This window comes from Psychrosphaera algicola (assembly GCF_028401425.1).
Lineage (GTDB): Bacteria > Pseudomonadota > Gammaproteobacteria > Enterobacterales > Alteromonadaceae > Psychrosphaera > Psychrosphaera algicola.
Window position 1 is genome coordinate 295,393 of the sequence record NZ_JAQOMS010000002.1, and the last position, 25,384, is coordinate 320,776.

General features: G+C 40.0%; 12 protein-coding genes and 11 pseudogenes. 18 read left to right on the forward strand and 5 right to left on the reverse strand.

Annotated features, from left to right (window positions below):
* Positions 1-9: 9 nt before the first annotated feature.
* Positions 10-1,235 (reverse strand): annotated as a pseudogene (locus PN838_RS01630) (NupC/NupG family nucleoside CNT transporter).
* 240 nt (positions 1,236-1,475) lie between these two features.
* Between PN838_RS01630 and PN838_RS01635 the strand changes: the two are divergent.
* On the forward strand, positions 1,476-3,782 hold the full coding sequence (locus tag PN838_RS01635; protein ID WP_272179574.1) for a TonB-dependent receptor: 2,307 nt from the start codon (positions 1,476-1,478) through the stop codon (positions 3,780-3,782).
* Between the two features lie 141 nt (positions 3,783-3,923).
* Here PN838_RS01635 and pyk read toward each other — a convergent pair.
* Together pyk and PN838_RS01645 are read right to left on the reverse strand one after the other, a co-directional pair.
* Positions 3,924-5,364, reverse strand: a pseudogene (gene pyk / locus PN838_RS01640) (pyruvate kinase).
* A 161-nt stretch (positions 5,365-5,525) separates the two neighbouring features.
* Positions 5,526-6,382: pseudogene (locus PN838_RS01645) on the reverse strand (MurR/RpiR family transcriptional regulator).
* A 292-nt stretch (positions 6,383-6,674) separates the two neighbouring features.
* Between PN838_RS01645 and zwf the strand changes: the two are divergent.
* From zwf to PN838_RS01675, 6 genes and pseudogenes are all read left to right on the forward strand, one after another.
* The gene (gene zwf / locus PN838_RS01650; RefSeq protein ID WP_215962823.1) at positions 6,675-8,144 is read left to right on the forward strand and encodes a glucose-6-phosphate dehydrogenase; all 1,470 of its coding nucleotides are present in this window, start codon (positions 6,675-6,677) and stop codon (positions 8,142-8,144) included.
* On the forward strand, positions 8,144-8,782 hold the full coding sequence (gene pgl / locus PN838_RS01655; RefSeq protein WP_370660996.1) for a 6-phosphogluconolactonase: 639 nt from the start codon (positions 8,144-8,146) through the stop codon (positions 8,780-8,782). Before zwf ends, pgl begins: the two co-directional genes overlap by 1 nt.
* Before the next feature lie 84 nt (positions 8,783-8,866).
* Positions 8,867-10,684, forward strand: a complete 1,818-nt coding sequence (gene edd / locus PN838_RS01660; protein WP_272179575.1) for a phosphogluconate dehydratase — start codon at positions 8,867-8,869, stop codon at positions 10,682-10,684.
* Between the two features lie 12 nt (positions 10,685-10,696).
* Positions 10,697-11,163, forward strand: a pseudogene (locus PN838_RS01665) (glucokinase).
* A 52-nt stretch (positions 11,164-11,215) separates the two neighbouring features.
* Positions 11,216-11,650 (forward strand): glucokinase, encoded by a 435-nt coding sequence (locus PN838_RS01670; protein ID WP_272179576.1) that lies wholly within the window; start codon positions 11,216-11,218, stop codon positions 11,648-11,650.
* A gap of 65 nt (positions 11,651-11,715) precedes the next feature.
* A pseudogene (locus PN838_RS01675) lies at positions 11,716-12,358 on the forward strand (bifunctional 4-hydroxy-2-oxoglutarate aldolase/2-dehydro-3-deoxy-phosphogluconate aldolase).
* 146 nt (positions 12,359-12,504) lie between these two features.
* Here PN838_RS01675 and PN838_RS01680 read toward each other — a convergent pair.
* A complete protein-coding gene (locus tag PN838_RS01680) occupies positions 12,505-13,311 on the reverse strand; it encodes a D-hexose-6-phosphate mutarotase (RefSeq protein WP_272179577.1) in 807 nt (268 codons plus the stop codon).
* Positions 13,312-13,396: 85 nt separating this feature from the next.
* Positions 13,397-14,408: pseudogene (gene gap / locus PN838_RS01685) on the reverse strand (type I glyceraldehyde-3-phosphate dehydrogenase).
* Between the two features lie 379 nt (positions 14,409-14,787).
* Between gap and malQ the strand changes: the two are divergent.
* The 11 genes and pseudogenes from malQ to PN838_RS01735 all read left to right on the forward strand — a co-directional run bounded on the left by malQ (position 14,788) and on the right by PN838_RS01735 (position 25,334).
* Positions 14,788-16,996, forward strand: a pseudogene (malQ, locus tag PN838_RS01690) (4-alpha-glucanotransferase).
* 175 nt (positions 16,997-17,171) lie between these two features.
* Positions 17,172-19,355 (forward strand): annotated as a pseudogene (gene glgB / locus PN838_RS01695) (1,4-alpha-glucan branching protein GlgB).
* 58 nt (positions 19,356-19,413) lie between these two features.
* A complete protein-coding gene (locus tag PN838_RS01700) occupies positions 19,414-19,728 on the forward strand; it encodes an early set domain-containing protein (RefSeq protein WP_272179578.1) in 315 nt (104 codons plus the stop codon).
* Positions 19,698-20,642, forward strand: a complete 945-nt coding sequence (locus PN838_RS01705) for an alpha-amylase family glycosyl hydrolase (protein WP_272179579.1) — start codon at positions 19,698-19,700, stop codon at positions 20,640-20,642. The genes PN838_RS01700 and PN838_RS01705 overlap by 31 nt, the downstream gene beginning before the upstream one ends.
* 119 nt (positions 20,643-20,761) lie before the next feature.
* Entirely contained in the window at positions 20,762-20,950 is a 189-nt protein-coding gene (locus PN838_RS01710; protein WP_272179580.1) for a hypothetical protein, read from the forward strand.
* 71 nt (positions 20,951-21,021) lie between these two features.
* Positions 21,022-21,237, forward strand: coding sequence for a hypothetical protein (locus PN838_RS01715; RefSeq protein ID WP_272179581.1), 216 nt, complete (start codon positions 21,022-21,024; stop codon positions 21,235-21,237).
* Positions 21,228-21,485, forward strand: coding sequence for a hypothetical protein (locus tag PN838_RS01720; RefSeq protein WP_272179582.1), 258 nt, complete (start codon positions 21,228-21,230; stop codon positions 21,483-21,485). Before PN838_RS01715 ends, PN838_RS01720 begins: the two co-directional genes overlap by 10 nt.
* Before the next feature lie 181 nt (positions 21,486-21,666).
* Positions 21,667-22,239, forward strand: a complete 573-nt coding sequence (locus PN838_RS26865) for an NAD(P)-binding domain-containing protein (protein WP_370660997.1) — start codon at positions 21,667-21,669, stop codon at positions 22,237-22,239.
* An 86-nt stretch (positions 22,240-22,325) separates the two neighbouring features.
* A pseudogene (locus PN838_RS26870) lies at positions 22,326-23,179 on the forward strand (NADP(+)-dependent, decarboxylating phosphogluconate dehydrogenase).
* Positions 23,180-23,264: 85 nt separating this feature from the next.
* Positions 23,265-23,656 (forward strand): annotated as a pseudogene (gene msrB / locus PN838_RS01730) (peptide-methionine (R)-S-oxide reductase MsrB).
* Positions 23,657-23,889: 233 nt separating this feature from the next.
* Positions 23,890-25,334: pseudogene (locus PN838_RS01735) on the forward strand (glyceraldehyde-3-phosphate dehydrogenase).
* Positions 25,335-25,384: the final 50 nt, after the last annotated feature.

Genomic DNA, 25,384 nt, shown 5'->3' on the forward strand with positions numbered 1-25,384 from the left:
TTTTACTCGCTATAACGTCACAAATAGTCCTGCAATAGCCGCACTTAATAGATTTGCTAATGTTGCTGCCATTACCGCTTTTAAGCCAAGTTCTGCGAGGTCGTGTCGTCTTTCTGGCGCCATACTGCCAATACCACCAATTAATATTGCGATTGAAGATAAGTTAGCAAATCCGCAGAGGCCAAACGTGATTATAACTTGAGTAATTTCGCTTAATTGTTCTTTATGTTTGATAAAATCTAAGTAAGCAACAAACTCGTTTAATACAAGTTTTTGACCCAAGAAGCTTCCAGCAATGTGTGCTTCAGACCAAGGAATACCTAAAATAAAAGCAATAGGTGCAAACAAGTAACCAAGGATGAGTTGCAACGTAAGTTCATCAAAATCAAATAGTCCGCCAACCGCGCCTAAAATTCCATTTAATAAGCTTATCAACGCGATAAAAGCCATTAACATTGCGCCAATACTCAGCGCAAACTTCATACCTTCAGCGGCGCCATCGGCTGCTGCGTCAATAACATTAACATGGTTACTCGACGTTAAATTAAGCTCTTCTATATCGTTTTTAGGCACTTCCGTTTCTGGCATCATGATCTTAGCCATAAGTAAACCACCGGGAGCGGCCATAAAGCTTGCGGCAATGAGATATTTAAGTTCGATACCAATACCGGATAAACCAGCGATTATTGCACCAGCGACTGTCGCCATACCGCCTACCATTACGGCAAACAATTCTGATCGAGTCATTGTTTTTAAAAATGGTTTTACAACCAGTGGAGCTTCGGCTTGTCCAACGACAATATTTGCGGCGGCACACATGGACTCAGGTTTACTGGTTCGAGTGACATAACGTAACCCCCACCAATAATACTGACTGCTTTACCCATCACACCTAAATAATAAAGCACCGCTATTAACGAGCTAAAAAAGACAATGACCGGAAGAATATGAACAGCAAAGATAAAGCCAAGACTCTTGCCACCAATTTGTTCACCGAACAAAAAGAGAATGCCGTCTTCTGCATAACTAAACACATTGTTTAATGTGCTCGAAACTGCCATAAGAATGTCTTTTCCAGGCTCCCAATAAAGAACCATTGCACCCAAACCAAACTGCAGTAAAAACGCACAAATGGTGGTTCGCTTACTAATAACCTTGCGGTTTGCTGAAAACAGAACTGCAATCGCTAATAATGTGGCGATCCCGAAAACACTTCGTAACCAATCGAATTCCACCAAAATACTCCAAATATTATGTTTTATTTTTCTAGTGGAGGATAATAAGTGGAAAAATCAGAGTTGCAATAGTTGAACCTAGATTCGACCAAATAAAGACTAAAATTAGTCATTTTATAAAAAGTATCGAAATATTATTCAAATTCTAGGACAATGCACTTGTTAACATAACTTTTATGTATTACTAATTTATTAAAATCTAAAATCAAGACACACTTCAACAATAACTACGGAATAGACATGAAACTATTTAAGAAAGCAACAATAGCTAATATTGTGCAAATAGCACTTTTAAGTACAGCTTCAAATATTGCTTTAGCTGCGGATAAAAAGGCTGAAGACGACGGCAAACTAGAGCGCATTACAGTTACAGCGCTAAAACGCACTCAATCTATTCAAGATGTGCCGGTGTCAATAGCGACCTTGTCAGGCGAAAAATTTGAAAATATGTTTTCTTCAGGCGATGACGTTTTAGCACTTGCTACAAAAGTACTAGGGTTATACGCTGAGTCATCAAACGGCCGTGTAGCGCCACGTTTTTATATGCGTGGACTTGGTAACACCGATTTTGATTTAGCTGCCTCTCAGCCAGTTTCTATTATTATGGATGACGTAGTAATGGAAAATGTAGTATTAAAAAGTTTCCCATTATTTGACGTCGACCAAGTTGAAGTGATCCGTGGCCCGCAGGGGACGTTATTTGGACGTAATACGACGGCCGGTATCATTAAATTTACAAGCCGTAAGCCAACAGACGATTTTGAAGCTTATGTAAGAGCCGGCGTGGGTAGCTATGGACTACAAAATTTTGAGGGCGCAGTTGGCGGTGGCTTAACTGAAGACCTAACAGCGCGCTTATCTGTGTTAAATCAATCTAAAGATGATTGGATCGAAAACGGTTTCACTGGCGAAAAAGACGCTATGGGTGGTCACTCTGACCAAGCGGTCCGTCTCCAAGTTGGATACAACCCAACAGATGCATTAGATATTTTGTTTAACTACCACACACGAACTCTAGAAGGGACTTCTTCTATATTTAGAGCCAACGTACTGACTCAAGGTAAGTCGGGCTTAAACAGCAATTACGACCGTGACAAAGTGTATTACGATAAAGGTGATAACAATCCACAGGAATATGATAATTCTGGCTGGAGCGTTAACGTAACCTATGATTTAGGAGCGATTACGCTTACTTCGATAACCGCTATGGAAATGGCGGATGGTCGAAGCTTAGGAGATATCGATGGTGGTGTCTTACGTAATGCCGATGGTTCGACGCCTAGTGATATTGATTACGTTGAATACCAAGATGATTTTAACAATGACCTAATTTCGTATCCTGGATTTATTCCTTTTGATGCGATTACTGAAGATCAATTGAAAGACTTAGAGCAATTTACTCAAGAAATTCGTTTTAGCAGTAATACAACGAACCCGTTGTCTTGGCAAACTGGTGTGTACTTTTTTGATTCTTCATTTAGCGTAACGAGTATTGATGGCTTTTTTGGCGCAACTGAAGTCTTCCACGAAAATACAACTTGGGCGGTATTTGGCCAAACCACGTATCAATTATCTGATGAATTATCAGTAATTGGTGGCTTGCGTTATACCAAAGATAAAAAATCCCTTTCTGTTGGTAAACAAAACGAAGATGGTTTTGCCGTAATTATTGGTGCAGCGTCTATACAGGACTATGACGACGTTTCAGTATCGGATGGTCAATGGAGTTGGGAAGGCATGGCAAACTATAGAGTAAGTGAAGACGTGAGCCTATATGCCAGAATTTCTAACGGTTTCAGAGCACAGTCTATCCAAGGCCGCGACATCGCATTTGAAGGTATGCCGTCTACCGCTAAAGCTGAGACAATTATGTCTTATGAAGCGGGTTTTAAATCAGATTTAATCGACAATACCTTGCGTTTAAACGGTGCTGTTTTTCAATATACTATTGACGACATTCAGTTAACGGCAGTGGGTGGCAATGGAAATAACATTGGTTTAACAAATGCTGGACAAGGCACGGGACAAGGGTTTGAAGTCGATGCGGAATATCGCGTAACGGAAAATTTAGTTGTTACTGCGGGTTATTCATTAAATAAGACAGAACTCAAAGATAAGTCGTTAAGAATTGCAACATGTGGTTCAGGTGCGTGTACACCTACAGACGAAATTGATCCTGAAAACGGTGGTGCCATTGTTCATGGTAATCCATTCCCTAATGCACCAGAGTCTATATTTACAGCAACTGGTCGTTATACAGTTCCTATGGGGAATGAGGGCGAAGTGTTTTTCTATGGTGACTATGCGTACCAAGGTAAAACCAACCTCTTCATTTATGAAACCAAAGAGCATGTTACCGACGGTCAGTTTGAATTAGGCTTACGTGCTGGTTATATCAATTATGACATGGATTTCGAAATTGCTGTATTTGGTCGTAACATTACAGATGAAGATAACTTAAAAGCGGGTATCGACTTTAACAACAATACAGGTGTAGTTAACGAACCTGCTGTTTGGGGCATCGAGTTTAAGAAAAACTTCTATTAGTTCCGATAGCTAAGAACGAACGTCTATGTTTGTTCTTAGCTTTAGACGATAAAAAACCCGGTTAGCTAACCGGGTTTTTTATTTGCGTTGAACAATCTTGAGGGCAATAAATATTATTTGTATTTATTCGCTTTTTCAAAATTAAACAATCATTAACTTCATTGTATTTGTTGCGCCAATTGTTTCCATTTTGTCGCCATGAGTAACCATAACCAAGTCACCGTCATTTAACTTGCCTGCAGCTTTTAGCGAGTTTAATGCTTCACGTCCGTCTTCAACGGCATACTGTGTGGTATCAAACGAAAACGGATATACACCACGGTATAGTGCACAAAGGTTTAACGTTTTTTGATGACGAGATAATGCATAGATTGGAAGGCCAGATGAAATACGTGATAACAAACGAGCCATACCGCCAGATTCAGTCAATGCTATAATCGCCTTTATGCCAGTCATGTGGTTAGCTGCATACATCGTTGCCATCGCAATTGTTTCAGAGATATTGTCAAACTGAATATCAAGGCGGTGTTTTGAACTAAGTACGCTTGGGTGTTTTTCAGCTCCAACACAAACGTTTGCCATTGCTTGAACCGTTTCTAACGGGAAATCACCAGCGGCTGTTTCAGCAGATAACATTACGGCATCGGTACCATCTAAAACGGCGTTTGATACGTCCATAACTTCAGCACGTGTCGGCATTGGGCTCGAAATCATGCTTTCCATCATTTGAGTTGCTGTGATTACGGCTTTATTTAATTGACGTGAACGAGCGATAAGTTTTTCTGAACACCGACTAATTCTGCGTCGCCAATTTCTACACCTAAGTCACCACGGGCAACCATGATTACGTCAGACGCTAAAATGATGTCATCAATTGCTTCATCAGTTGCTACCGTTTCTGCACGCTCAACTTTAGCTACGATACGTGGTTTAAAACCAGCTTCGTGAGCGAGTTTACGAGCGTAGTGTAAATCTTCGCCATTACGTGGAAATGAAACAGCAAGATATTCAACGTCAATCTTAGCTGCTGTCAAAATATCTTCTTTATCTTTTTCAGTTAGAGCAGGGGCCGTTAGACCACCACCTTTTCTGTTTATGCCTTTATTATTAGATAATGGCCCGGCAACCGTAACTTCAGTAAGAACCTTAGTACCTTCGATGCTTTCAACGACGAGTTGAACTCGACCGTCATCTAATAATAATAAATCACCTATGGTTTAACGTCGTTTGGAAGCTCTTTGTAGTCAATACCAACTTGATGTTGGTCGCCTTCATCACGGCCTAGAGCAGCGTCAAGGATAAATTTGTCGCCTACTGCTAAGTGGATTTTAGTATCTTTAAATCGAGCTACTCGGATTTTTGGACCTTGAAGGTCACCCAAAATTGCAACATACGTATTTAATTTAGCAGCGATTGCACGAACTTTATTTGCGCGTTCAATATGGTCTTCTGCAGACCCATGCGAGAAGTTCATACGTACGGTATTTACGCCGGCCGCAATTATTTTTTCTAGTACGCCTTCTTTATCGGTTGCTGGACCAAGTGTTGAGACAATTTTGGTTCTTCGCAGTGCGTTAGCCATTCGGGAAACTCCAATATGATTGAGTAGGAAAACTGTAATTAAATTACATTTTGAAAGATTTAAAAAAATTACAAGGGGATAATGGTCGGATATGAATAAAAGTAACTAAATAAATGCAAAAAAGGCGATATTCATCGCCTTTTATTCATATTTTCAAAAAATTAATTGAAAGTTTCTTTCTTTTCGAAGCGTGATGACCGAAGTGAATCTTTAACTTTCTTTAAGTTGTCTCTAAACTTTGGTCCCCTGCGAAGGGTAAATCCCGTTGCTAATATATCGACAATAACCAAATGGGCTATTCGAGACGCCATCGGCATATATAGGTCTGTATCTTCAGGAACATCTGGACTTAAACAAATATTACACTCTTGAGCCAAAGGGCTGTCTTTAGCAGTAACTCCAATAACGGTTGCATCATTTTGGCGCGCTATTTCTGCAATTTCGACGAGCGGTTTTGTTCGACCGGTATGAGAGAATAAAACGACAACATCTCCCTCTGTGCAGTTCATGCAACTCATGCGCTGCATAACAATGTCTTCAAAACAATTTATTGGTACATTAAAACGGAAAAATTTATTTAATGCATCCTGTGCCACAGAAGCGGATGCACCTAAGCCAAAAAAGCTTATTTTTTCGCCTGAGTTAAAATATCTACAGAGCGATTAATTTGAGAAATATCAATGCTCTTTCTGGCTGTATTTAATGAAGCCATAGTCGATTCGAATATTTTCGACGTATATTCTTCAGGGCCATCACCTTCATCAACATGACGATTAACATACGGTGTACCGTTTGCTAGGCCTTGCGCCAAATGCAATTTAAAATCTGGGAAACCTTTGGTGTCTAATCGACGACAAAAGCGGTTAACAGTAGGTTCACTCACATCGGCAATTTTCGCTAATGTTGCAATTGACGAATGAATTGCCTGCTCAGGATTATCGATAATGACTTCAGCCACTTTTCTTTCCGATTTACTGAACGTAGTTATCTGTAAGTTTATTTTCTCAAGAATATTCATTAAAAGCCCTCGTACTCACAACGTTGCAAAGGTAATATATTGTCTCAAAACAAATAGCTTTGACTAATATAAGCTTTATCAATTGTCAGTAGTAACTGTTGTTGATTACCTAATCTTATGTATCGCATTAGAAAGTAATTACTAATTAAAAACAACATTATTCGTCAAAAGTTTACTGGAAATGTAAAAAATTACAAAATTACGGTTTACATGGGCTATATTAGTTAGTTAGCATTGCGAACATGTAGTTTAATTACAAATTGACCTAAAATTACAATAAACGGAGAATCTAATGGCACAAAAATTGAGCCACAAGCCATGTGATTTAGTACTTTTTGGTACCAAGGGTGACCTTGCACGCCGAAAATTAATACCATCATTATACCAATTAGAGGTTGCCGGACTGTTAGCTGCTGATACTCGTATTACGGGTGTTGCGCGCAACGAAATGACAACAGAAGAATATATCGAGCTGGTGACAACTAGTTTAGAGCGATTTGTTAAAGAAGGTGTAGATGAGGAAGCGAAAACTCGATTTGTCGCCCGTCTAAATTATTGTCAAATTGATATGAAATCACCAGAGCAATATAAAGCACTGTGTGAAGTTGTCGATTTAGAAAACCGCACTATGGTGAATTACTTCTCTACACCACCGTCAATTTTTGGTGACATTTGTAGTGGTCTTAATGCTGCTGGATTGGTCGTAGACGATACTCGTGTGGTTGTAGAAAAACCGATTGGTCACTGTTTAGAATCGTCTAAAGTAATTAATGATAAAATTGCTGAATATTTTAAAGAGTCACAAATCTATCGTATTGACCACTATTTAGGTAAAGAAACGGTTCTTAACCTTTTAGTATTGCGATTCGCGAATGCGATTTTTACCAACAATTGGGATCATGAATGTATTGATCATGTTCAAATCACCGTTGCAGAAGTTGTTGGTGTAGAAGGTCGTTGGGGCTATTACGATGACGCCGGCCAAATGCGAGACATGGTTCAAAACCATTTATTGCAAATTTTGTCATTGTTAGCGATGGAACCGCCAGTAGATATTAGTGCTGACAGTATTCGTGATGAGAAATTAAAAGTATTACGCGCACTTCGTCCAATTGACTCAAACAATTACCAAGAAAAAACCGTTCGCGGACAATACACTTCTGGTTTTGTTGAAGGTAAATCAGCACCGGGTTACTTGGAAGAAGAAGGGGCGAATACCCAAAGTACTACAGAAACGTTTGCGTCAATTCGTGTCGACATCGACAACTGGCGTTGGGCGGGCGTGCCATTTTACCTCAGAACAGGTAAACGTATGGCCAGCAAAGGTACCGAAATTGTTGTTCACTTTAAAGACTTGCCTCACAACATCTTTAAAGATACGTATAAGTCGTTGCCTGCAAACAAGTTGCTTATTCGTCTGCAACCAGATGAAGGTGTTGAAATACACTTACTTAATAAAGTCCCTGGTCTGGGCGAAACAATGGAACTTCAAAATACCAAACTTGATTTAAGTTTCTCTGATACGTTTAAAAATGAACGTATTGCAGATGCCTATGAACGTTTAATTTTAGAAGCCATGTTAGGTAATCAATCACTCTTTGTGCGCCGCGACGAAGTTGAAGCTGCATGGAGTTGGGTTGACGGAATTTTAGATGCATGGAAAGGCTCAAATGAGCCACCTCGCCCTTATGCGGCCGGTTCTTGGGGTCCTGTTGCATCTATTGCAATGTTGGCTCGTGACGAAAGAGAATGGGACGAATAATGAAAGCAGAACTTAGAAAATTTCAAACGTCTGCTGAATTAAATGACGTTTTTGCACCAGAAATAGCGGCCAAGCTACAGGCGGGAATCGACCAAGATGGTCGCGCAAGTTTATTGGTATCGGGTGGCAGTACACCGCGACCTATGTTTGCCAAACTTAGCGAAATTGACATTGATTGGTCCAAAGTGGATATCGCTTTAGTTGATGACCGTTGGGTTAATACTGATGACAGTGCGTCAAATGAAAAAATGGCGTATGAAGCACTGTTAATTAATAAAGCCGCTTCGGCTAAGTTTTACGGTATGAAAACCGAACATGAAGATGCGTTTGCAGCAGTCTCGACCGTAACTACTAATCTAGCATCGTTAAAAAAACCGTTTGATGTTGTTATTTTAGGCATGGGTGAAGACGGACATACAGCGTCTATCTTTCCATGTTGTGAACAATTAGATGAAGCGCTAACAACACAACAAATGATCATGGCGACTCAGCCAACAACAGCACCTCACCAACGTATGACATTTACTTTGTCTGCGTTGCTAAACTCAAAGCAGATTTATCTGCATTTAGTCGGTGAGAGTAAAGAAACGGTGCTTAATGAAGTTATAGGAATTAACGACATTAAAAAGCACCAATAAAAGCATTCTTAAATCAATCTGATGTACCAATGTCGGTGATGTTAGCGACAACTAAATAGATTGATTTAACAAGGGAGAAAAAACATGAATCCAGTTATTCAAGAAGTAACAGACAGAATTATCGAACGCAGTCGAGATAGCCGTAAAGCTTATCTTGCTAAAATAGAAAAAGCCCGCTTGAAAGGTCCACATCGTGGCATCTTGTCATGCGGCAACTTAGCTCACGGCTTTGCCGCGTGCAGCACTGAAGAGAAAAAGGACCTAACGGCACTTACAAAAGCCAATATCGGTATTATTTCGTCGTACAACGACATGTTATCGGCCCACCAACCTTATGAAGTTTACCCAGACAAAATTAGAGCTGCGGTACAAAAAGTTGGTTCTGTAGCACAATTTGCAGGTGGTGTACCAGCCATGTGTGACGGTGTTACTCAGGGTCAACCTGGTATGGATTTAAGCTTAATGAGTCGTGATGTTATCGCGATGAGTGCCGCAATCGGTTTGTCTCACAATATGTTTGATGGTGCTGTGATGATGGGGATTTGTGACAAGATTGTCCTAGGCCTCGTTATGTCAGCATTAACATTTGGCCACCTGCCATTTATCTTTATCCCAGCAGGGCCAATGGAATCTGGTATTCCAAATAAAGAAAAAGCACGTGTACGCCAACTTTACGCTGAAGGTAAAGTAGGTCGTGACGAGTTATTAGAATCTGAATCAAAATCTTATCACTCTGCGGGTACTTGTACGTTCTACGGAACTGCTAACTCAAACCAATTGGTTGTCGAAGTGATGGGACTGCATTTACTAGGTTCATCATTTGTAAATCCAGGTACTGAACTTCGTGAAAAATTAACAGAAGCTGCGGCAATTCAAGCAACACGTATAACTGACCTTGGCACTGAATATCGTCCAATTGGTCACATCGTTGATGAAAAGTCAGTGGTTAACGGCATTGTGGCGTTATTGGCAACGGGTGGTTCAACGAACCACACTATGCATTTAGTAGCGATGGCGAAAGCGGCTGGCATTATCGTTAATTGGGACGATTTTGACGCGTTATCTTCAGCCACGCCACTTCTTACAAAAATCTATCCAAATGGCCAAGCTGATATCAATCACTTCCAAGCTGCTGGCGGTATGGCTTTGTTATTTAGAGAACTTCTAAACGGTGGATTAATTCATAACGATGTTAAGACTATTTGTGGTGAAGGCTTAGAAATTTACACTAAAGAGCCAGTTGTTCGTAACGGCGAACTTGAATGGATTGACGGCCCTACGAAGTCACTTGATGACGACGTAATTGCAACAGTTGAAAAACCATTTAAAGCTGACGGCGGTTTATGTGTACTAGAAGGTAACTTAGGTCGTGCGGTTATTAAAACATCGTCATTACGTGCCGGTAAAACGAAAGTGAAAGCACCTGCAGTTGTATTTGAAAGCCAGCACGATTTAGACGGCGCATTTAAAGCAGGCGAACTCGACAAAGATTGTGTTGTTGTTGTTCGTTATCAAGGCCCAAGAGCGGTTGGTATGCCTGAATTACATAAACTAACGCCACCTTTAGGTGTGTTACAGGACAAAGGCTTTAATGTTGCGCTAGTAACCGACGGTCGTATGTCTGGTGCATCAGGTAAAGTACCTGCGGCGATTCATTTGTACCCAGAAGCGTTAGATGGTGGATTAATTGCCAAAATCCAAGATGGTGACATTATTGAATTAAACGCCGATGAGAACATTATCCGCGTACATGTATCTGATGAAGAATTGGCTCAACGTCAACCATTCATAAAAGATCTTAAAGAAGAACGTGAAGCTATGGGTCGTGAGTTATTTAATGGTTTACGTCAAGTAATGACGACGCCAGAAGAAGGCGCTAGCTGCGTATTTCACGAAGCTTAAAAAGGAATAGTAATGACAATTCAAGCTTTAGTTGCTGATGTCGGTGGTACTAATATTCGATTAGCTGTGGCGAATTTAGAAGATTATTCACTGTCATTAATTAAAACGTATCAATGTGCCGATTTTGACAATATTGATGCCGCGATTAGCCAATATTTTGCTGAAACTGACTGCAAAATTGAGTTTGCCTGTATTGATGTCGCCACTGCTGTGGTGGGCGATCAGGTTAGTCTTACAAATAACCACTGGTCGTTTTCACAAAAAGCGATTAAAGCGCAATTTGGATTCAAAAACTCATTATTATTAATGACTTTACTGCGATAGCGATGTCGGTTCCACATATCAGTGCTGATAAAAAAGTTCAGATAGGCGGCGGTGAAGCACAGCCCAATAAGCCGATTGCAATTTATGGCGCAGGTACGGGACTGGGTGTAGCAAACTTAGTCCATAGCGGCGAAAAATGGATACCTTTGCCTTAGTGAAGGTGGACATGTCGATTTTGCACCAATAGATGCGGACGAAATCACTATCTTGAAAGAATTGCAGAAAAAGTACGCACGCGTATCGGCCGAGCAGTTGTTATCTGGTTTGGGATTAGTTCAGATTTATCAGTCGTTGCAATCTGCACAGGGTCTTGCTGTTTCAAACGTTGATCCAGCTTATGTCAGTACAAGCGCATTAGAAGAAACCGATGAATTGGCAATAAAATCATTGCAGATATTTTGTCGTATATTGGGCAGTTTCGGCGGTAATTTAGCATTAACACTCGTAACGTTTGGTGGTGTTTATATCGCGGGCGGTATTGTTCCACGATTTATTGAATATGTGAAAAATAGTGATTTTAGAAGCCGTTTTGATACAAAAGGGCGCTTTAGTAAGCTAGTTGAAACTATTCCTGTTTATATTGTTACAGAAGATCAACCTGGTTTGATTGGCTGTGCAGCGTATTTGAAACAAGAACTTTAATTGAGTTCTTAACGTATTTGCCACCTTATTAGAGTGGCTCGAATTGAAAGTGAAAAGGATAAAATATGGCAGAACGTAATTGGTTAATGGATTCTTCTGAAGTATTTGCTGCTGGGCCAGTTGTTCCAGTTTTAGTAATAGAAAATGTAGAAGATGCAGTACCGATCGCTGAAGCGTTAATCGCCGGCGGGATCCGTGTTCTCGAAGTTACGCTTCGTACACCGGCTGCCCTAGACGTGATTAAAGCAATTGCAGACAATGTGCCAGAAGCCATTATTGGCGCGGGTACAGTAACTAATGCAGCACAACTTAAGCAAGTGACAGACGCTGGTGCAAAATTTGCTATTAGCCCAGGATTAACGCCTGAGTTATTAGATGCAGGTAATGCGGGTTCTATTGCATTAATCCCAGAGTATCGCCTCAATTTCTGAATTAATGGTTGGTCTAGATAAAGGCTATTCACACTTTAAATTCTTCCCAGCGGAAGCGTCTGGTGGTGTGCAATCATTAAAATCAATTGGCGGACCTTTCCCTGCGGTACGTTTTTGCCCAACTGGTGGCATCAACCCTAGTAATTACCAGGACTACTTAGCACTTAGCAATGTAATGTGTTGTGGTGGTTCATGGTTGTGTCCAGACAATATCGTTAAAGAAAAACGTTGGGGTGAGATCACTAAATTAGCGGCGACGGCAGTTGCTGGTAAATAGTAATCGGTAAAGACAACTTCGTCTTAGAATTTAAAAAGCCTACTTTATGTAGGCTTTTTTCGTTTTAATTTTTAGTGTTTGCAAGTTTTTAAATTACCCGTACTAAGCTTAATCTACCGAATGTTTTGTTTTAACTTATGGGTTTTTCATGATGCTAATATAAACCCTTGAGTGTTGGCCATTTCAATACACACCATATTTAAATATCCGTTGTCGTCAAAGTCAGGTATATCTTTGGCCAATTCTTTCCAAGGGTTCCAGACAACGATAGAGTCGTGACCCGCGCCACTGATTAATCTAGTCGTCGTATTCGTCTTACAGGACAAATCAGGCTGATCCGTGACGTATACTCTGTCTACTGACTGATCTATTTTAATATCTGAGACTTGTTGCTTTGACTCTTTAGTCAGTTTGTCTACAAATTGGCAGTTATCTAACCCTATGATCTCAGTGTTATGGATATCGTCCACTCTAAAATAAGTATGAATTGCTTGAGAAAGGGGACGTGGCGTTTCACTGACGTTTGTCGTAACTAAGCTTATTTTTAATTTATTGGAAAATTTATATTCAACAAATACGTCTAAACCTAGTCTTTCTTTAAGTTCACTCGGCATAATAGGGGATAATCTAACGGTTAACGCTTTATCGTCACCTTCAACGAGAATCAATTCCCAATCAAGACTTCTGATATAACCATGTTGCGGTTCGCCTTCAAATTCGCCCGTTGCCGGACCAAACCAAGGCCAACAAAGCGGTACACCACCTCTTATAGGCTTTGAACCATCTAGTTTAGCACTGGTAGATAACCACAGCCATTGTTCTTGATTGGTTGGTTTAAACGCTAATAAGTGCCCTCCAAATTTACTGATCTGGGCAGTAAATCGCGGGTGTACCAAATCAAATATATCCGAAGCGTCTTTATTTTTTACCAACTTAATATACGGGTTATTCATTTATTCACCAAAATTGAAAACAAAAAAAGGTGGCTAAGGCCACCTTTTACAATCTTATACAATAATGTTTCTTAATTCAGAAAAATTATTTTGCAGTCATTAACTGAACTGCATTATCTAACATGCGGTTTGAGAAACCCCATTCGTTGTCGTACCAGCTCATAACTTTAACCAATCGACCAATTACTCGGGTTTCAGTCGCGTCAAAGTTTGAAGAGTATGCAATGTGATTGAAGTCAACAGAAACGAGAGGTTCGTCGTTCACTGCTAATACTTCCGCTAATGAACCGCCTTTTGCAACAGCGTTTCGGATAGCGTCGTTAACTTGTTCTGCTGTTACGTCTGTTTTAGAGATGAATGTTAAATCAACTAACGAAACATTAATTGTTGGAACACGAACCGCTAAACCGTCAACTTTACCAGCTAGTTCTGGAACCACTAGACCAACAGCCGCTGCAGCGCCTGTTTTAGTTGGGATCATAGACATTGCCGCTGCACGAGCACGACGCAAATCAGTGTGATATACATCGCTCAAACGTTGGTCATTGGTATAAGCATGAATTGTATTCATAAGCCCAGACTCGATACCAAATTCGTCATTTAAGATCTTAGCAAATGGTGCGAGACAGTTCGTTGTACAAGACGCATTTGAAATAACAGTCATGTCACTCGTAATCGTGTCTTCGTTTACGCCGTAAACGATAGTCGCGTCAACATTTTTAGCCGGAGCTGAAATGATAACTTTTTAGCACCGGCATCTAAATGCGCACTTGCTGCTTCTTTAGACTGGAAAATACCCGTACATTCAAAAACAACATCAATTTCTTGCTCTGCCCAAGGCAAGTCAGCAGGGTTGCGTTCAGACGTCACGCTTATCACGTCACCGTTAACAACAATAGAGTCATCTGCCACTTCAACTTGAGCATTAAAACGGCCGTGTGCCGTGTCATATTTCAAAAGGTGAGCATTGATGCTGGCATCGCCAAGATCGTTTATTGCAACGATTTTAAGGTCATAATTTTTTCTGATTCATATAACGCACGAAGAACGTTACGTCCGATACGGCCAAATCCGTTAATAGCTACGCGAATAGTCATAAAGCACCTATAGATAGTGTATTCAATTTACAAAGTTGTAATAAAATTACATTTATTTCTCCGTCATGTAAAGCTATTTGCTGTTATCAACGAATATTTTTTACGACATTACCCTATATCGTAAAAAAATAACCAAATCATCGTGTTTTAGTTGTTTATTAATACAGGTGTCATATTATTTACGTACTTAGTCGATAGCCTACTAACGAAATTTAGCAAGTTTTCTATATAAAAATGCCGCACTTATCTTATGCAAACGTATGTAGTGGTAATAGAAGCCAAAACGCTTTTATAGTTACAACCTGACTGGGTGGGAGTGAACATTTTTTTGGGTCAAACTCCACAAACTCTCTTTAATTTCCATAGCATAGGAATGAGCATGAATGCATCATTAGTCGAACAACTTGTTCAGGCACGCGGTATAGAATCGGAATACACTGACGCATGGGGGACACGCGCAGTAATTAAACAAGAATCTAAAGAAAAAATTCTTGCAGCCATGGGATATCCAGTCCATGACGAAGCGGCATTAATTGAAAAAGTGAATGATGAGGCAGAACAAAGTTGGCTTTGTGTTGTCGAACCTGTAACTGTGGTTCGAACAGGTTCAGTGACCAGATTACTATTTAAATTACCAATCGATTTTGCCAATGATCCTTTGGTGTTAAAGATATCTCAGGGTAATCGCGTTATTCAAGAATTTGAATTTGTGGCTGTAGAGCAAGAACTTATCGCCGCTGTTGAGATCCGTGATGTCGAAATACAACAATATGCATTTGAATTTAACGAAGAACTTGATATGGGTTATTACAAAATCGAGTTATTTGAAAAAGGCGTAGAAGAGGCATTAGGCGAAGGAAAGTTAATTGTAGCGCCACAAGAATGTTATAAACAGCAAGCCTTAATTCAGGGTAAAAAATGTGGGGCCCTAGTATTCAGCTTTACTGTGTACGTAGTGCTCGTAACTGGGGGTAGGCGACTTCAATGACCTCAAAGTATTAATTGATAAAGTGGCAGACCGTGGAGCTGACTTTGTTGGTCTAAACCCAATTCATGCTTTGTACCCAAACAATGCTGACGCCTGTAGCCCTTATAGCCCGTCTTCTCGACGTTGGCTTAATGTTATTTATATCGATGTCCAGAGTGTTGTTGGCTTTAACGAGAGCAAAGACGTTCAAAAGCTAGTTGCATCTGACGATTTTATCGCGCAATTAAACTTAGCCAAGCAAACAAACGACGTTGATTATGGGTCTGTAATGGATCTTAAATTAAAAGCGTTAAAGCCGTTATATTCGTTTTTTGTAGCAAATGAAGTTTCTAAAAATACCAAAACGGCCAAAGCATTTGCGGACTTTAAACTGCTTGGTGGCGATAGCTTAAAGCAAATGGCAACCTTTGACGCCATTCAAGACTCTTTTAAAGCCGAAGGTAAATTTATCGGCGACAATTGGGGATGGCCTGTGTGGCCGGAAGGTTTCCGTGATTATGATTCTGAAGATGTAAAATCATTTGCAAAAGCACATAGTGATTTAGTCGATTTTTATATGTATCTGCAATTTGTAGCAGCGCAACAATTAGAAGATGTCGATCAACTCGCCAAAGCCAAAGGTATGGCGATTGGCACTTATCGAGATTTAGCCGTAGGGGTTAGCGAAGGTTCGACAGAAATTTGGGCAAATAAAGATTTGTATCGTACAGACGCATCGGTTGGTGCTCCTCCAGATGTATTAGGCCCGCTCGGCCAAAACTGGGGTTTACCACCAATGGATCCCGTACGACTTTATCAACAAGCCTACCAGCCAATTATTGATTTATTTAGAGCCAATATGCATGCTTGTGGTGCGCTTAGAATCGACCACGTAATGGCATTATTGAGATTGTGGTGGGTTCCGGCGGGTGAGTCAGCGAAAGAGGGCACTTATGTTTATTACCCGGTTGATGATTTATTAGCAATATTGGCGTTAGAAAGCCATTTAAATAAATGTTCAATCATTGGTGAAGACCTAGGTACTGTGCCAGACAATATCGTAGGCAAGTTAAAAGAAAATGGTATTCACTCTTATAAAGTGTTTTTCTTTGAGCAGGCCGAGGATGGCGGTTTCTACTCGCCAAAACATTATGTTGAACAAGCAATGGCAACGTTGACGACACATGATATGCCAACCCTCATTGGCTATTGGCACTGTAAAGATTTAGAACTTGGTCAACAACTTGGACTATACGAAGGTGAAGAACTCATCAAAAATTTATATGCTGACCGTATACATGCCAAACAATGTATTTTAGATAGTTTACATGGACATAATTCTTTGCCAGAAGAAATTGGGAAAGATGCGAATGAAGTGCCGATGACACAAGCATTGAACTACGGCATGCAAATTCATATGGCTAAAGGGGCCTCTGCTCTGTTAAGTTTACAGTTAGAAGACTGGTTACAGATGGACATGCCGGTGAATATTCCAGGTACAAGTTCAGAATATCCAAATTGGCGACGTAAGCTCAGTACTAACTTAGAAGACATATTTTCTATCAATGAAATAAATCATCTAACAAATGAACTGACAAAAGCTCGACAATCAGCGTCTTAGGATGGTAAAAAATAAGAAGTGAAATTAATATTTTAGGTATTTATTTTAGTCAATGGATAAAAAGTTATTAATTGACTCGAATAGGGACTAACGAATACTGTAATTTAAAGCATCGTCTAAGGTGGTAAATGCCTTAGACGATGTTTCGCATTTAGAATTTTGTTAAGGAATAAATATGCAACAACCGAATGCCTTGGTAAATCGACTTAATCAAGCTAACGTAACCTTTCCATTTGAACATCTTGGTATGCAATACAGACGACAACAATAAAGGCATTATGCTTCGAGTATGGCAACCTAAGGCAAGTAAGGTAGTGGTATTAGATGTAAAAACTGGCAAAAATTTAGGCGAATTAGTCGAAGTTAGAAACGGCTTGTTTGAAAAACAGTTTCCTCGAAGAAAAAATTACTTTAATTACAAGCTAGTTGCGACTGTTGATAACGTAGAAAAAGAAATTAACGACCCTTATTTTTATAAGGTTGAGGCGTATCATGCTGTTCATTATTTGGCGACAGCCGCCGAAAACATATATCAACAACTCGGTGCACAATTAATCACATTAGAAAACGGCGTATCTGCAACACGTTTTGCCGTATTCGCTCCAAATGCCATGAGTTGTAGCTTAATAGGCGATTTCAATGAATGGGATGGTCGTATTTTACCAATGCAAAAACCGATTGTGGACATTTTGTATTAGTCGTACCGGGTGTTGTTGCAGGCGATAAGTATAAGTTTGAATTAAAAGATGCGCATGGGCATAGTCTTCCACATAAAGCCGATCCTGTTGGCTTTAGCCATGACCAATACCCATCATTTGCCTCTGTAGTTTATGACCATAATCAATACCAATGGCAAGACAGCTCTTGGATGTCTAAACCGAAACAAAATGTTTACCGTCAACCGATGTCAATTTATGAGGTTCATTTAGGCTCGTGGCGGACTAAAATTATTGACGGTGAACAGGTTTCGCTTTCTTATCAAGAAATGGCACAGGAACTTATTCCCTACTTAAAAGATATGGGATACACCCATTTAGAAGTGTTGCCAGTAACTGAGTTTCCATTTAATGGTTCTTGGGGCTATCAACCAACCGGTCTATTTGCACCAACTTCACGATTTGGTGACCCAGACGATTTCAAAGCGTTTGTAGACGAGTGTCACAAAAATGATATCGGGGTCATCGTTGATTGGGTTCCGGCTCATTTTCCAGAAGACGCCCATGGATTAGCTCGATTTGACGGCTCTAATGTCTACGAATACGAAGACCCACGTCGCGGTTGGCACCCTGATTGGAACTCATGTATTTATGACTATGGTAAAGACACAGTCAGACAGTTTTTAGTTGCAAGCGCTTTGTATTGGGTTGACAAGTTTCATATTGATGGGCTGCGTGTTGATGCGGTTGCGTCTATGTTGTATTGGGATTATTCACGTAATGAAGGTGAATGGATACCAAATGTTGACGGCGGGAATCATAATTACGAAGCAATAAGTTTATTGCGTTGGATGAATGACGATGTTCATGCCAAATTCCCACATGCTATGACCATTGCAGAAGAGTCAACATCGTTTGCTGGCGTGTCTAAACCGTCAGAACATGGTGGGTTAGGCTTTGACTTTAAGTGGAATATGGGGTGGATGCACGACTCGCTAAATTACATATCTAAAGATCCGTCGTACCGTCGTTACCACCACAATGATATTACGTTTGCAATGGTGTATAACTACGACGAACACTTTGTCTTGCCGATTTCCCATGATGAAGTGGTTCATGGCAAAGGTTCACTAGTGGGTAAAATGCCTTAGGGATGAATGGCAACAGTCGGCGAATCTTCGTTGTTACGCTTCGTTTATGTATGCTCACCCAGGTAAAAACTAAACTTTATGGGGAATGAAATTGGTCAATGCGAAGAATGGAACCACAATCAAAGTTTAAGTTGGCATGTTTTAGAGTTTGATAAACATTCGGGTATGCAAAACTTATATCGTGATTTGAACAAATTGTATCGTAGCGAGACCGCGCTTCATGAATTAGATCATGAACATGGCGGTTTCCAATGGCTTGATCATTCTGACGCTGAACACAGTGTCGTGTCATTTATGCGTACAGATAGCAAAGGCGAGAACATAATTGTAATCTCCAACTTTACGCCTATTCCTAGAAACAACTATCGCGTTGGTGTCGCTCAAGCTGGCGAATATAAAGTGATATTTAACTCTGACAGTGAGTATTACTGGGGTAGTAACTATTCAGCGGGTGAACCGCTAAATTCTGAACCACAGTTATGGCACGATAAGGCAAATAGTCTACTTGTTAATTTGCCACCTTTGAGCACCATCTTTTTAAAATTAAAGTAAATGATTTGCCGTTTTAACGGCAAGTCTGAATGACTACCACAACAACTAAATGGTTACTATGGCTCAAACTAAACAATTTTCACCTCAAACGGGCAGCCCTTGCCCGCTTGGAGTGAGCTGGCAAGCAGAGAAACTAAACATCGCAGTCTTCGCATCTGATGCGACGCAATTATTTATTCATTTTTTCTTACCTGATACTGAAGAGGAAGTGGCTGTAGTTGAATTGGCCCACCGCACCGGCAAAGTATTTCATGCCGAATTTTTGGGGGTAAATAGTGACTGGTTATATGCAGTACAAGCGATACAAAAGACGAGAATAAGGGCAAGCAAGTTAATGACAAATTGCTTATCGACCCATATTCAAAGGGGATAAATCGTCCTGTTATTTGGAATAAAAGTCTGTATGAAGAAAATAGTCCATTTTTCATTCCTAAATCTACTCTCAAATCGCCTGATTTTGATTGGCAAGGGGTGACAAAGCCAAAAACCCCTCGCGAAGAAACCATATTATATGAGACACACGTAAAAGGATTTACACAACTCAATGAGTTAGTCCCTGAAGAAAATAGAGGTACATATCTAGGGCTATGCGATCCTAATGTAATCAAACATATTAAATCGTTAGGGGTTACCAGTGTGCAGTTAATGCCAGTGTTTTCCTATATGTCGGAGCCCCGACTTGAAGACTTGGAACTAACTAACTATTGGGGATACAACCCAATAAATTTCTTTGCTCCAGATCCAAGATACGCCAAACATAACGCGGTTGTCGAGTTTAAAACCTTAGTTAGAACTTTCCACGAAAATGGCTTGGAAGTCATTTTAGATGTGGTCTATAACCATACTGCCGAAGCGGGTAAAGATGGCGCTGTTCTGAGTTTTAGAGGGTTAGCTGAATTCGACTTTTACCTTATGACTTACGATGATTATTGCTTAGACTACGCCAATTATACCGGTTGTGGCAACACAGTTAATTGTGACAGCGACTTCAGTTTACGTATGATCATGGACTCACTTCGTTATTGGTTAACTGAAATGCAGGTAGACGGATTTCGATTTGATCTTGCGGCAACTATGGGCCGAAATGGTGAGCGATTTAATCGTAAATCGGCATTGTTCAAAGCCATCGCTCAAGATCCTATTGTTGGTCAATGTAAATTAATTGCTGAACCTTGGGATATTGGGCCAGAAGGCTATCAATTAGGTAACTTCCCGCTTATTGGAATGAATGTAACGATAAATATCGCGACGGTATTCGCAAGTTTTGGAACGGTGAGAAAGGCCTAGTACCTGAAGTTGCGAGTCGAATATTAGGATCGCGAGATGTATTTCGTAAAGGAAAACGAAGTCAACTTTCGTCAGTAAACTACATTTGTTACCACGATGGATTTACGTTACAAGATTTAGTGAGTTACGACCATCGCCACAATTTAGCTAATTTAGAAAATAACCGTGATGGACATGGCGCTAATTTTTCTAAAAATTATGGCGTAGAAGGGCCAACATCTGAATTTGCAATTGTTGATAAACGCGAATTACATAAACGCAATTTAGTTGCGACCTTGCTCTTCTCACAAGGGATCCCCACCTTTTAGCTGGTGATGAGTTAAGTCGTACACAAAACGGCAACAACAACGCTTATTGCCAAGACAACGAAATTAGTTGGGTGAATTGGTCAATTGACAGTCGTCAATCGGCATTTTTACAATTTATGAAACGTTGTATCGAAATTAGAAAGCGCTTCTCTGTGTTAAAACATTGTTTTCTGCCGGATGATAATTTTGAACACAGCACTTATCATCATAAAGTCAGTTGGATAAGGCCAGATGGCGAAGAGAAACGGATTGAAGATTGGCACAATCATTATAATCAATGCCTATAGGTTTACTCGTTGCTGACGAAGATAAATGTTACCAACTGTTATTGATCTTTAATTCTTCAAATAAAGACGTTGGTTATAACGTGCCAGACGGGCTCACTAAAACATTAGTAATAGATACGTCTAAACCTTATGCTGACGAACATGTTTCGGTCGGAACAACGTTATACAAACAAAATGCAAATAGCATGAGTTTGTGGAAAATCGACTACGATAATTGTGTTATTGGTCAAAAGTCTCAAACAGCCTAATTCGTTTTTAAGGTTTAAAGTGACCTTTAAACCTGTGCCGGATAGTTAACTTTAATATTGGAATTTGTTCCTTTGTATAATTAATTGTTCTTGACGGTATGAATGGAAGGATAGTTTTTGTATAATCCGCGCCAAATTTCAGGCTATGCCGAATTTGGTTCGGATTAAGAGGCGACGTAAAATGTCAGACCAAGAAATATTGTGTGATGTAGGTTTTATTGGCCTAGGTGTTATGGGCAAAAATTTAGCTTTAAACCTAGCAGATAATGGTTACAAAATTGCTGCATTCGACTTAGACACAGACAAAGTTAATGACGCAATAAAACAAGATGAAGTTGAACGAGGTGAAAACCCTCAGCGTATTTTTCCTTGTACCTCTTATACCGAACTATTAGCGAAACTAAAATCCCCTCATTTGATAATGTTATCTGTACCAGCAGGCAAGCCAGTTGATGACGTCTGTCATAAACTTATCGACGCCGGTATACAAGCCGACGATATTGTTGTTGATACTGGCAATAGCTTATGGACTGACACAGTTCAACGCGAAAAAGATTTTGAAGGTAAGCTTTTGTTCTTTTCTACTGCGGTTTCGGGTGGAGAAGTTGGCGCGCGCTTTGGTGCTTCATTGATGCCAAGTGGTGACCGATATGCATGGACTCGTATAGCACCTATGTTGAAAGCCATTGCCGCTAAAGTAGACTCTACTACCGGTAAGCCAATTGAACGTTTCGAACCAGAAATCCAGTGTTAGAAGGCGAGCCTTGTGCCACTTATATCGGTGGAACCGGCAGTGGTCACTATGTAAAAATGGTCCACAATGGTATTGAATATGCTGATATGCAGTTAATTTGCGAAGCCTATAATATCATGCGAACTGGGTTGGATATGCAACCTAGTGAAATCGCCAAGATTTTTAGAGATTGGAATAAAGGCGAATTAAATAGTTACCTAATTGAGATCAGTGCAGAAGTTTTAGAGCACATTGACCCTGAAACACAATTGCCTTTGGTCGATATTATTTTGGATCAAGCAGGTCAAAAGGGGACTGGACTATGGACTGCGGTTAGTTCACTGCAAATCGGTGCCCCTTCACCAACCATTACATCAGCTGTCTATGCACGCGCTCTGTCGACATTAAAAGAAGATAGAGTAAAGGCATCAACGATTTTGGCTGGTCCTGATATTTCAACAATGAATTTAGATAAAGACACGGTTATTAGAGAACTACACGACGCTTTGTACTGTTCTAAAATATGTGCTTATGCTCAAGGCTTCCAACTTATGAGTATGGCCGCTAAAGAATATGAATGGAGTTTAGATTTTGCAGGCATAGCTAAAATTTGGCGTGCTGGTTGCATTATTAGAGCTGTTTTTCTTCAGTCGATCACTGAAGCTTATCAACGTGATGAAGACTTAACCAACTTGTTAATGGACTCGTTTTTTCTGAACAAATATCTAAGTTTCAATCTAATTGGCGTAGAACTGTAGCAAACTCAACTATGATGGGCATTCCGGTTGGAGGGTTTTCATCCGCTTTAGCTTATTATGATTCTTATCGTAGCGCGGTATTACCAGCTAATTTGTTGCAAGGGCAACGAGACTTTTTGGGGCGCATACTTTTGCACGTACAGATAAAGCCGCTGGCAAAAAATACCATGTCGAATGGAGTCATAAAGATCGACCCATCGTAAAAATATAATACGAAAAAACCACATCACAGTATGTGGTTTTTTATGTCTATACTAAACTAACGTTTCGATTAAGCAGGAGTGACAAATGTCAAAAATAGTAAAAACCGATGAACAGTGGCTGGAACAACTTGGTCCAGAAGCATTTAAAGTGACGCGGAAAAAAGGAACGGAATATCCATAAGTACAGGCAAATTTTTAAACCACAGTGAAAAAGGCCTTTATGTATGTACATGTTGCCAAGCACCTTTGTTTACTTTTGATTCAAAATTTAATGCCCACTGTGGTTGGCCTGCATTTGACCAAAGCATTGACGGGGCCGTCGAATATATTAAGGACCACTCAAATGGCATGACCCGAATTGAAATATTGTGCACTAATTGCGATTCCCATTTAGGGCACATTTTTGATGACGGCCCGACCGAAACTGGTAAGCGGTATTGTGTTAATTCTTTGTCACTTTCTTTTATACCGTCTTAGGGGGCTTACATATTCAGGCGTATGTGCCTATAAAGCATGAAACGACTCCGTTTTTGCCAATTTATAAAAGATAAACAATAGTCACGTTGTTCAGTTAATTGTCATTTTTGTTGCAAGGTGTGTAATAGTACAAAATAACTTTCATGTTTTGGTTTGTTCCTTTACAATGTGTTCGTTTTTAGGTGCTTTACATCTAGTTATCCCGCAACGTTAATTAATTGAAGGTAGAAAGAATGACTTTAACTCCAGAACAGCAATATCAACAAAGTTGGTTAGTGCGACAAGAATTTGCAGAACGTATGCAACCGCTTATTGGTATGTTGTATCGTAATCGTGGTATTGAAATTTGCGTCTATGGTCGTCCACTTGTCTCTGCTTCTACAATTGATGTTATCAAAGCACATAAAACAGTTTCTAAATATGAAGACCACAAGTTAAGACTTAAAGAAAGTTTTGAGTTTTTAGAAATCATTAACAATCTTAATTTGAATCCTGCAAAAGTAGACCTTGGTAAATTAGCCTACGGTTATTTATTTAAAAACGCCGGGGAAGGGCTTACAAAAGAAGCGTATTTAAAACGAGAATTAGCACTTGTATTAGATCAGCCACCGGCTGAAAAACCGCAGGATGTTGTGCTCTATGGTTTTGGTCGTATCGGTCGTTTACTGGCTCGATTGCTTATTGAAAAAATGGTCCTAACGCTAATTTACGTTTACGTGCAATCGTTGTTCGTGGTGGTAAAGACGGGGATTTAGAAAAACGTGCCAGTTTATTACGCCGCGACTCAGTTCACGGACCATTTAACGGCAGCATTACCGTTGACGCAAAAGCAAATGTAATAAAAGCAAATGGTGCTTATATTCAGGTTATATATGCCAACTCACCAGATGAAGTTGATTATACTAAATATGGAATTAGTAATGCCTTAATCGTAGATAATACGGGTATTTGGAAAGACGAAGATGGACTTGGCCTTCATCTTAAATCCAAAGGCGCAGCAAAAGTATTGTTAACAGCCCCTGCGAGCGGGAAAATTAAAAACATTGTTTATGGTGTAAACCATTTAGATGTTTTAAAAGACGATAAAATTGTTTGTGCCGCAAGTTGTACAACAAATGCAATAACACCGGTGTTAAAAGCGTTAAATGATGAATATGGCATAAACAACGGTCATGTTGAAACTGTCCATTCTTATACAAATGACCAAAACCTAATTGATAACTTCCATAAAGCTGAACGACGTGGCAGAGCCGCAGCGCTAAATATGGTATTAACGTCTACTGGAGCGGCTAAAGCTGTGTCTAAGGCGTTACCTGAATTAGAAGGTAAATTGACTGGCAATGCGATTCGCGTCCCAACCCCGAACGTATCAATGGCTATAATGAACCTTAATTTAGACCGCGAAACGTCGGTAAAAGAATTAAATGAGCATTTACTCGATGTCGCTTTACATTCTGATTTACGTGACCAAATTGATTTCACGAGCTCAACCGAAATCGTTTCTACCGATTTAGTGGGCAATCGATACGCAGGTGTTATTGATTCAAGAGCGACGATTGTCGATGGTAATCGCGCTGTATTGTATGTTTGGTATGACAATGAATTTGGGTACAGTTGCCAAGTTGTACGTGTCATGCAACAAATGGCAGGTATTCAATACCCATCACTCCCTGTTTAAAAACAAAAACAATTTTAAAAAGGTCACTAAAATCAGTGACCTTTTTTTGT

What these genes read in the sequence shown, in the direction of transcription:
- zwf (WP_215962823.1), top strand. Translation starts at nt 6,675, where the DNA reads ATGGCACAAAAATTGAGCCACAAGCCATGTGATTTAGTACTTTTTGGT.
- pgl (WP_370660996.1), top strand. Translation starts at nt 8,144, where the DNA reads ATGAAAGCAGAACTTAGAAAATTTCAAACGTCTGCTGAATTAAATGAC.
- PN838_RS01635 (WP_272179574.1), top strand. Translation starts at nt 1,476, where the DNA reads ATGAAACTATTTAAGAAAGCAACAATAGCTAATATTGTGCAAATAGCA.
- edd (WP_272179575.1), top strand. Translation starts at nt 8,867, where the DNA reads ATGAATCCAGTTATTCAAGAAGTAACAGACAGAATTATCGAACGCAGT.
- PN838_RS01720 (WP_272179582.1), top strand. Translation starts at nt 21,228, where the DNA reads ATGCCTATAGGTTTACTCGTTGCTGACGAAGATAAATGTTACCAACTG.
- PN838_RS26865 (WP_370660997.1), top strand. Translation starts at nt 21,667, where the DNA reads ATGTCAGACCAAGAAATATTGTGTGATGTAGGTTTTATTGGCCTAGGT.
- PN838_RS01680 (WP_272179577.1), bottom strand. Translation starts at nt 13,311, where the DNA reads ATGAATAACCCGTATATTAAGTTGGTAAAAAATAAAGACGCTTCGGAT.
- PN838_RS01700 (WP_272179578.1), top strand. Translation starts at nt 19,414, where the DNA reads ATGGCTCAAACTAAACAATTTTCACCTCAAACGGGCAGCCCTTGCCCG.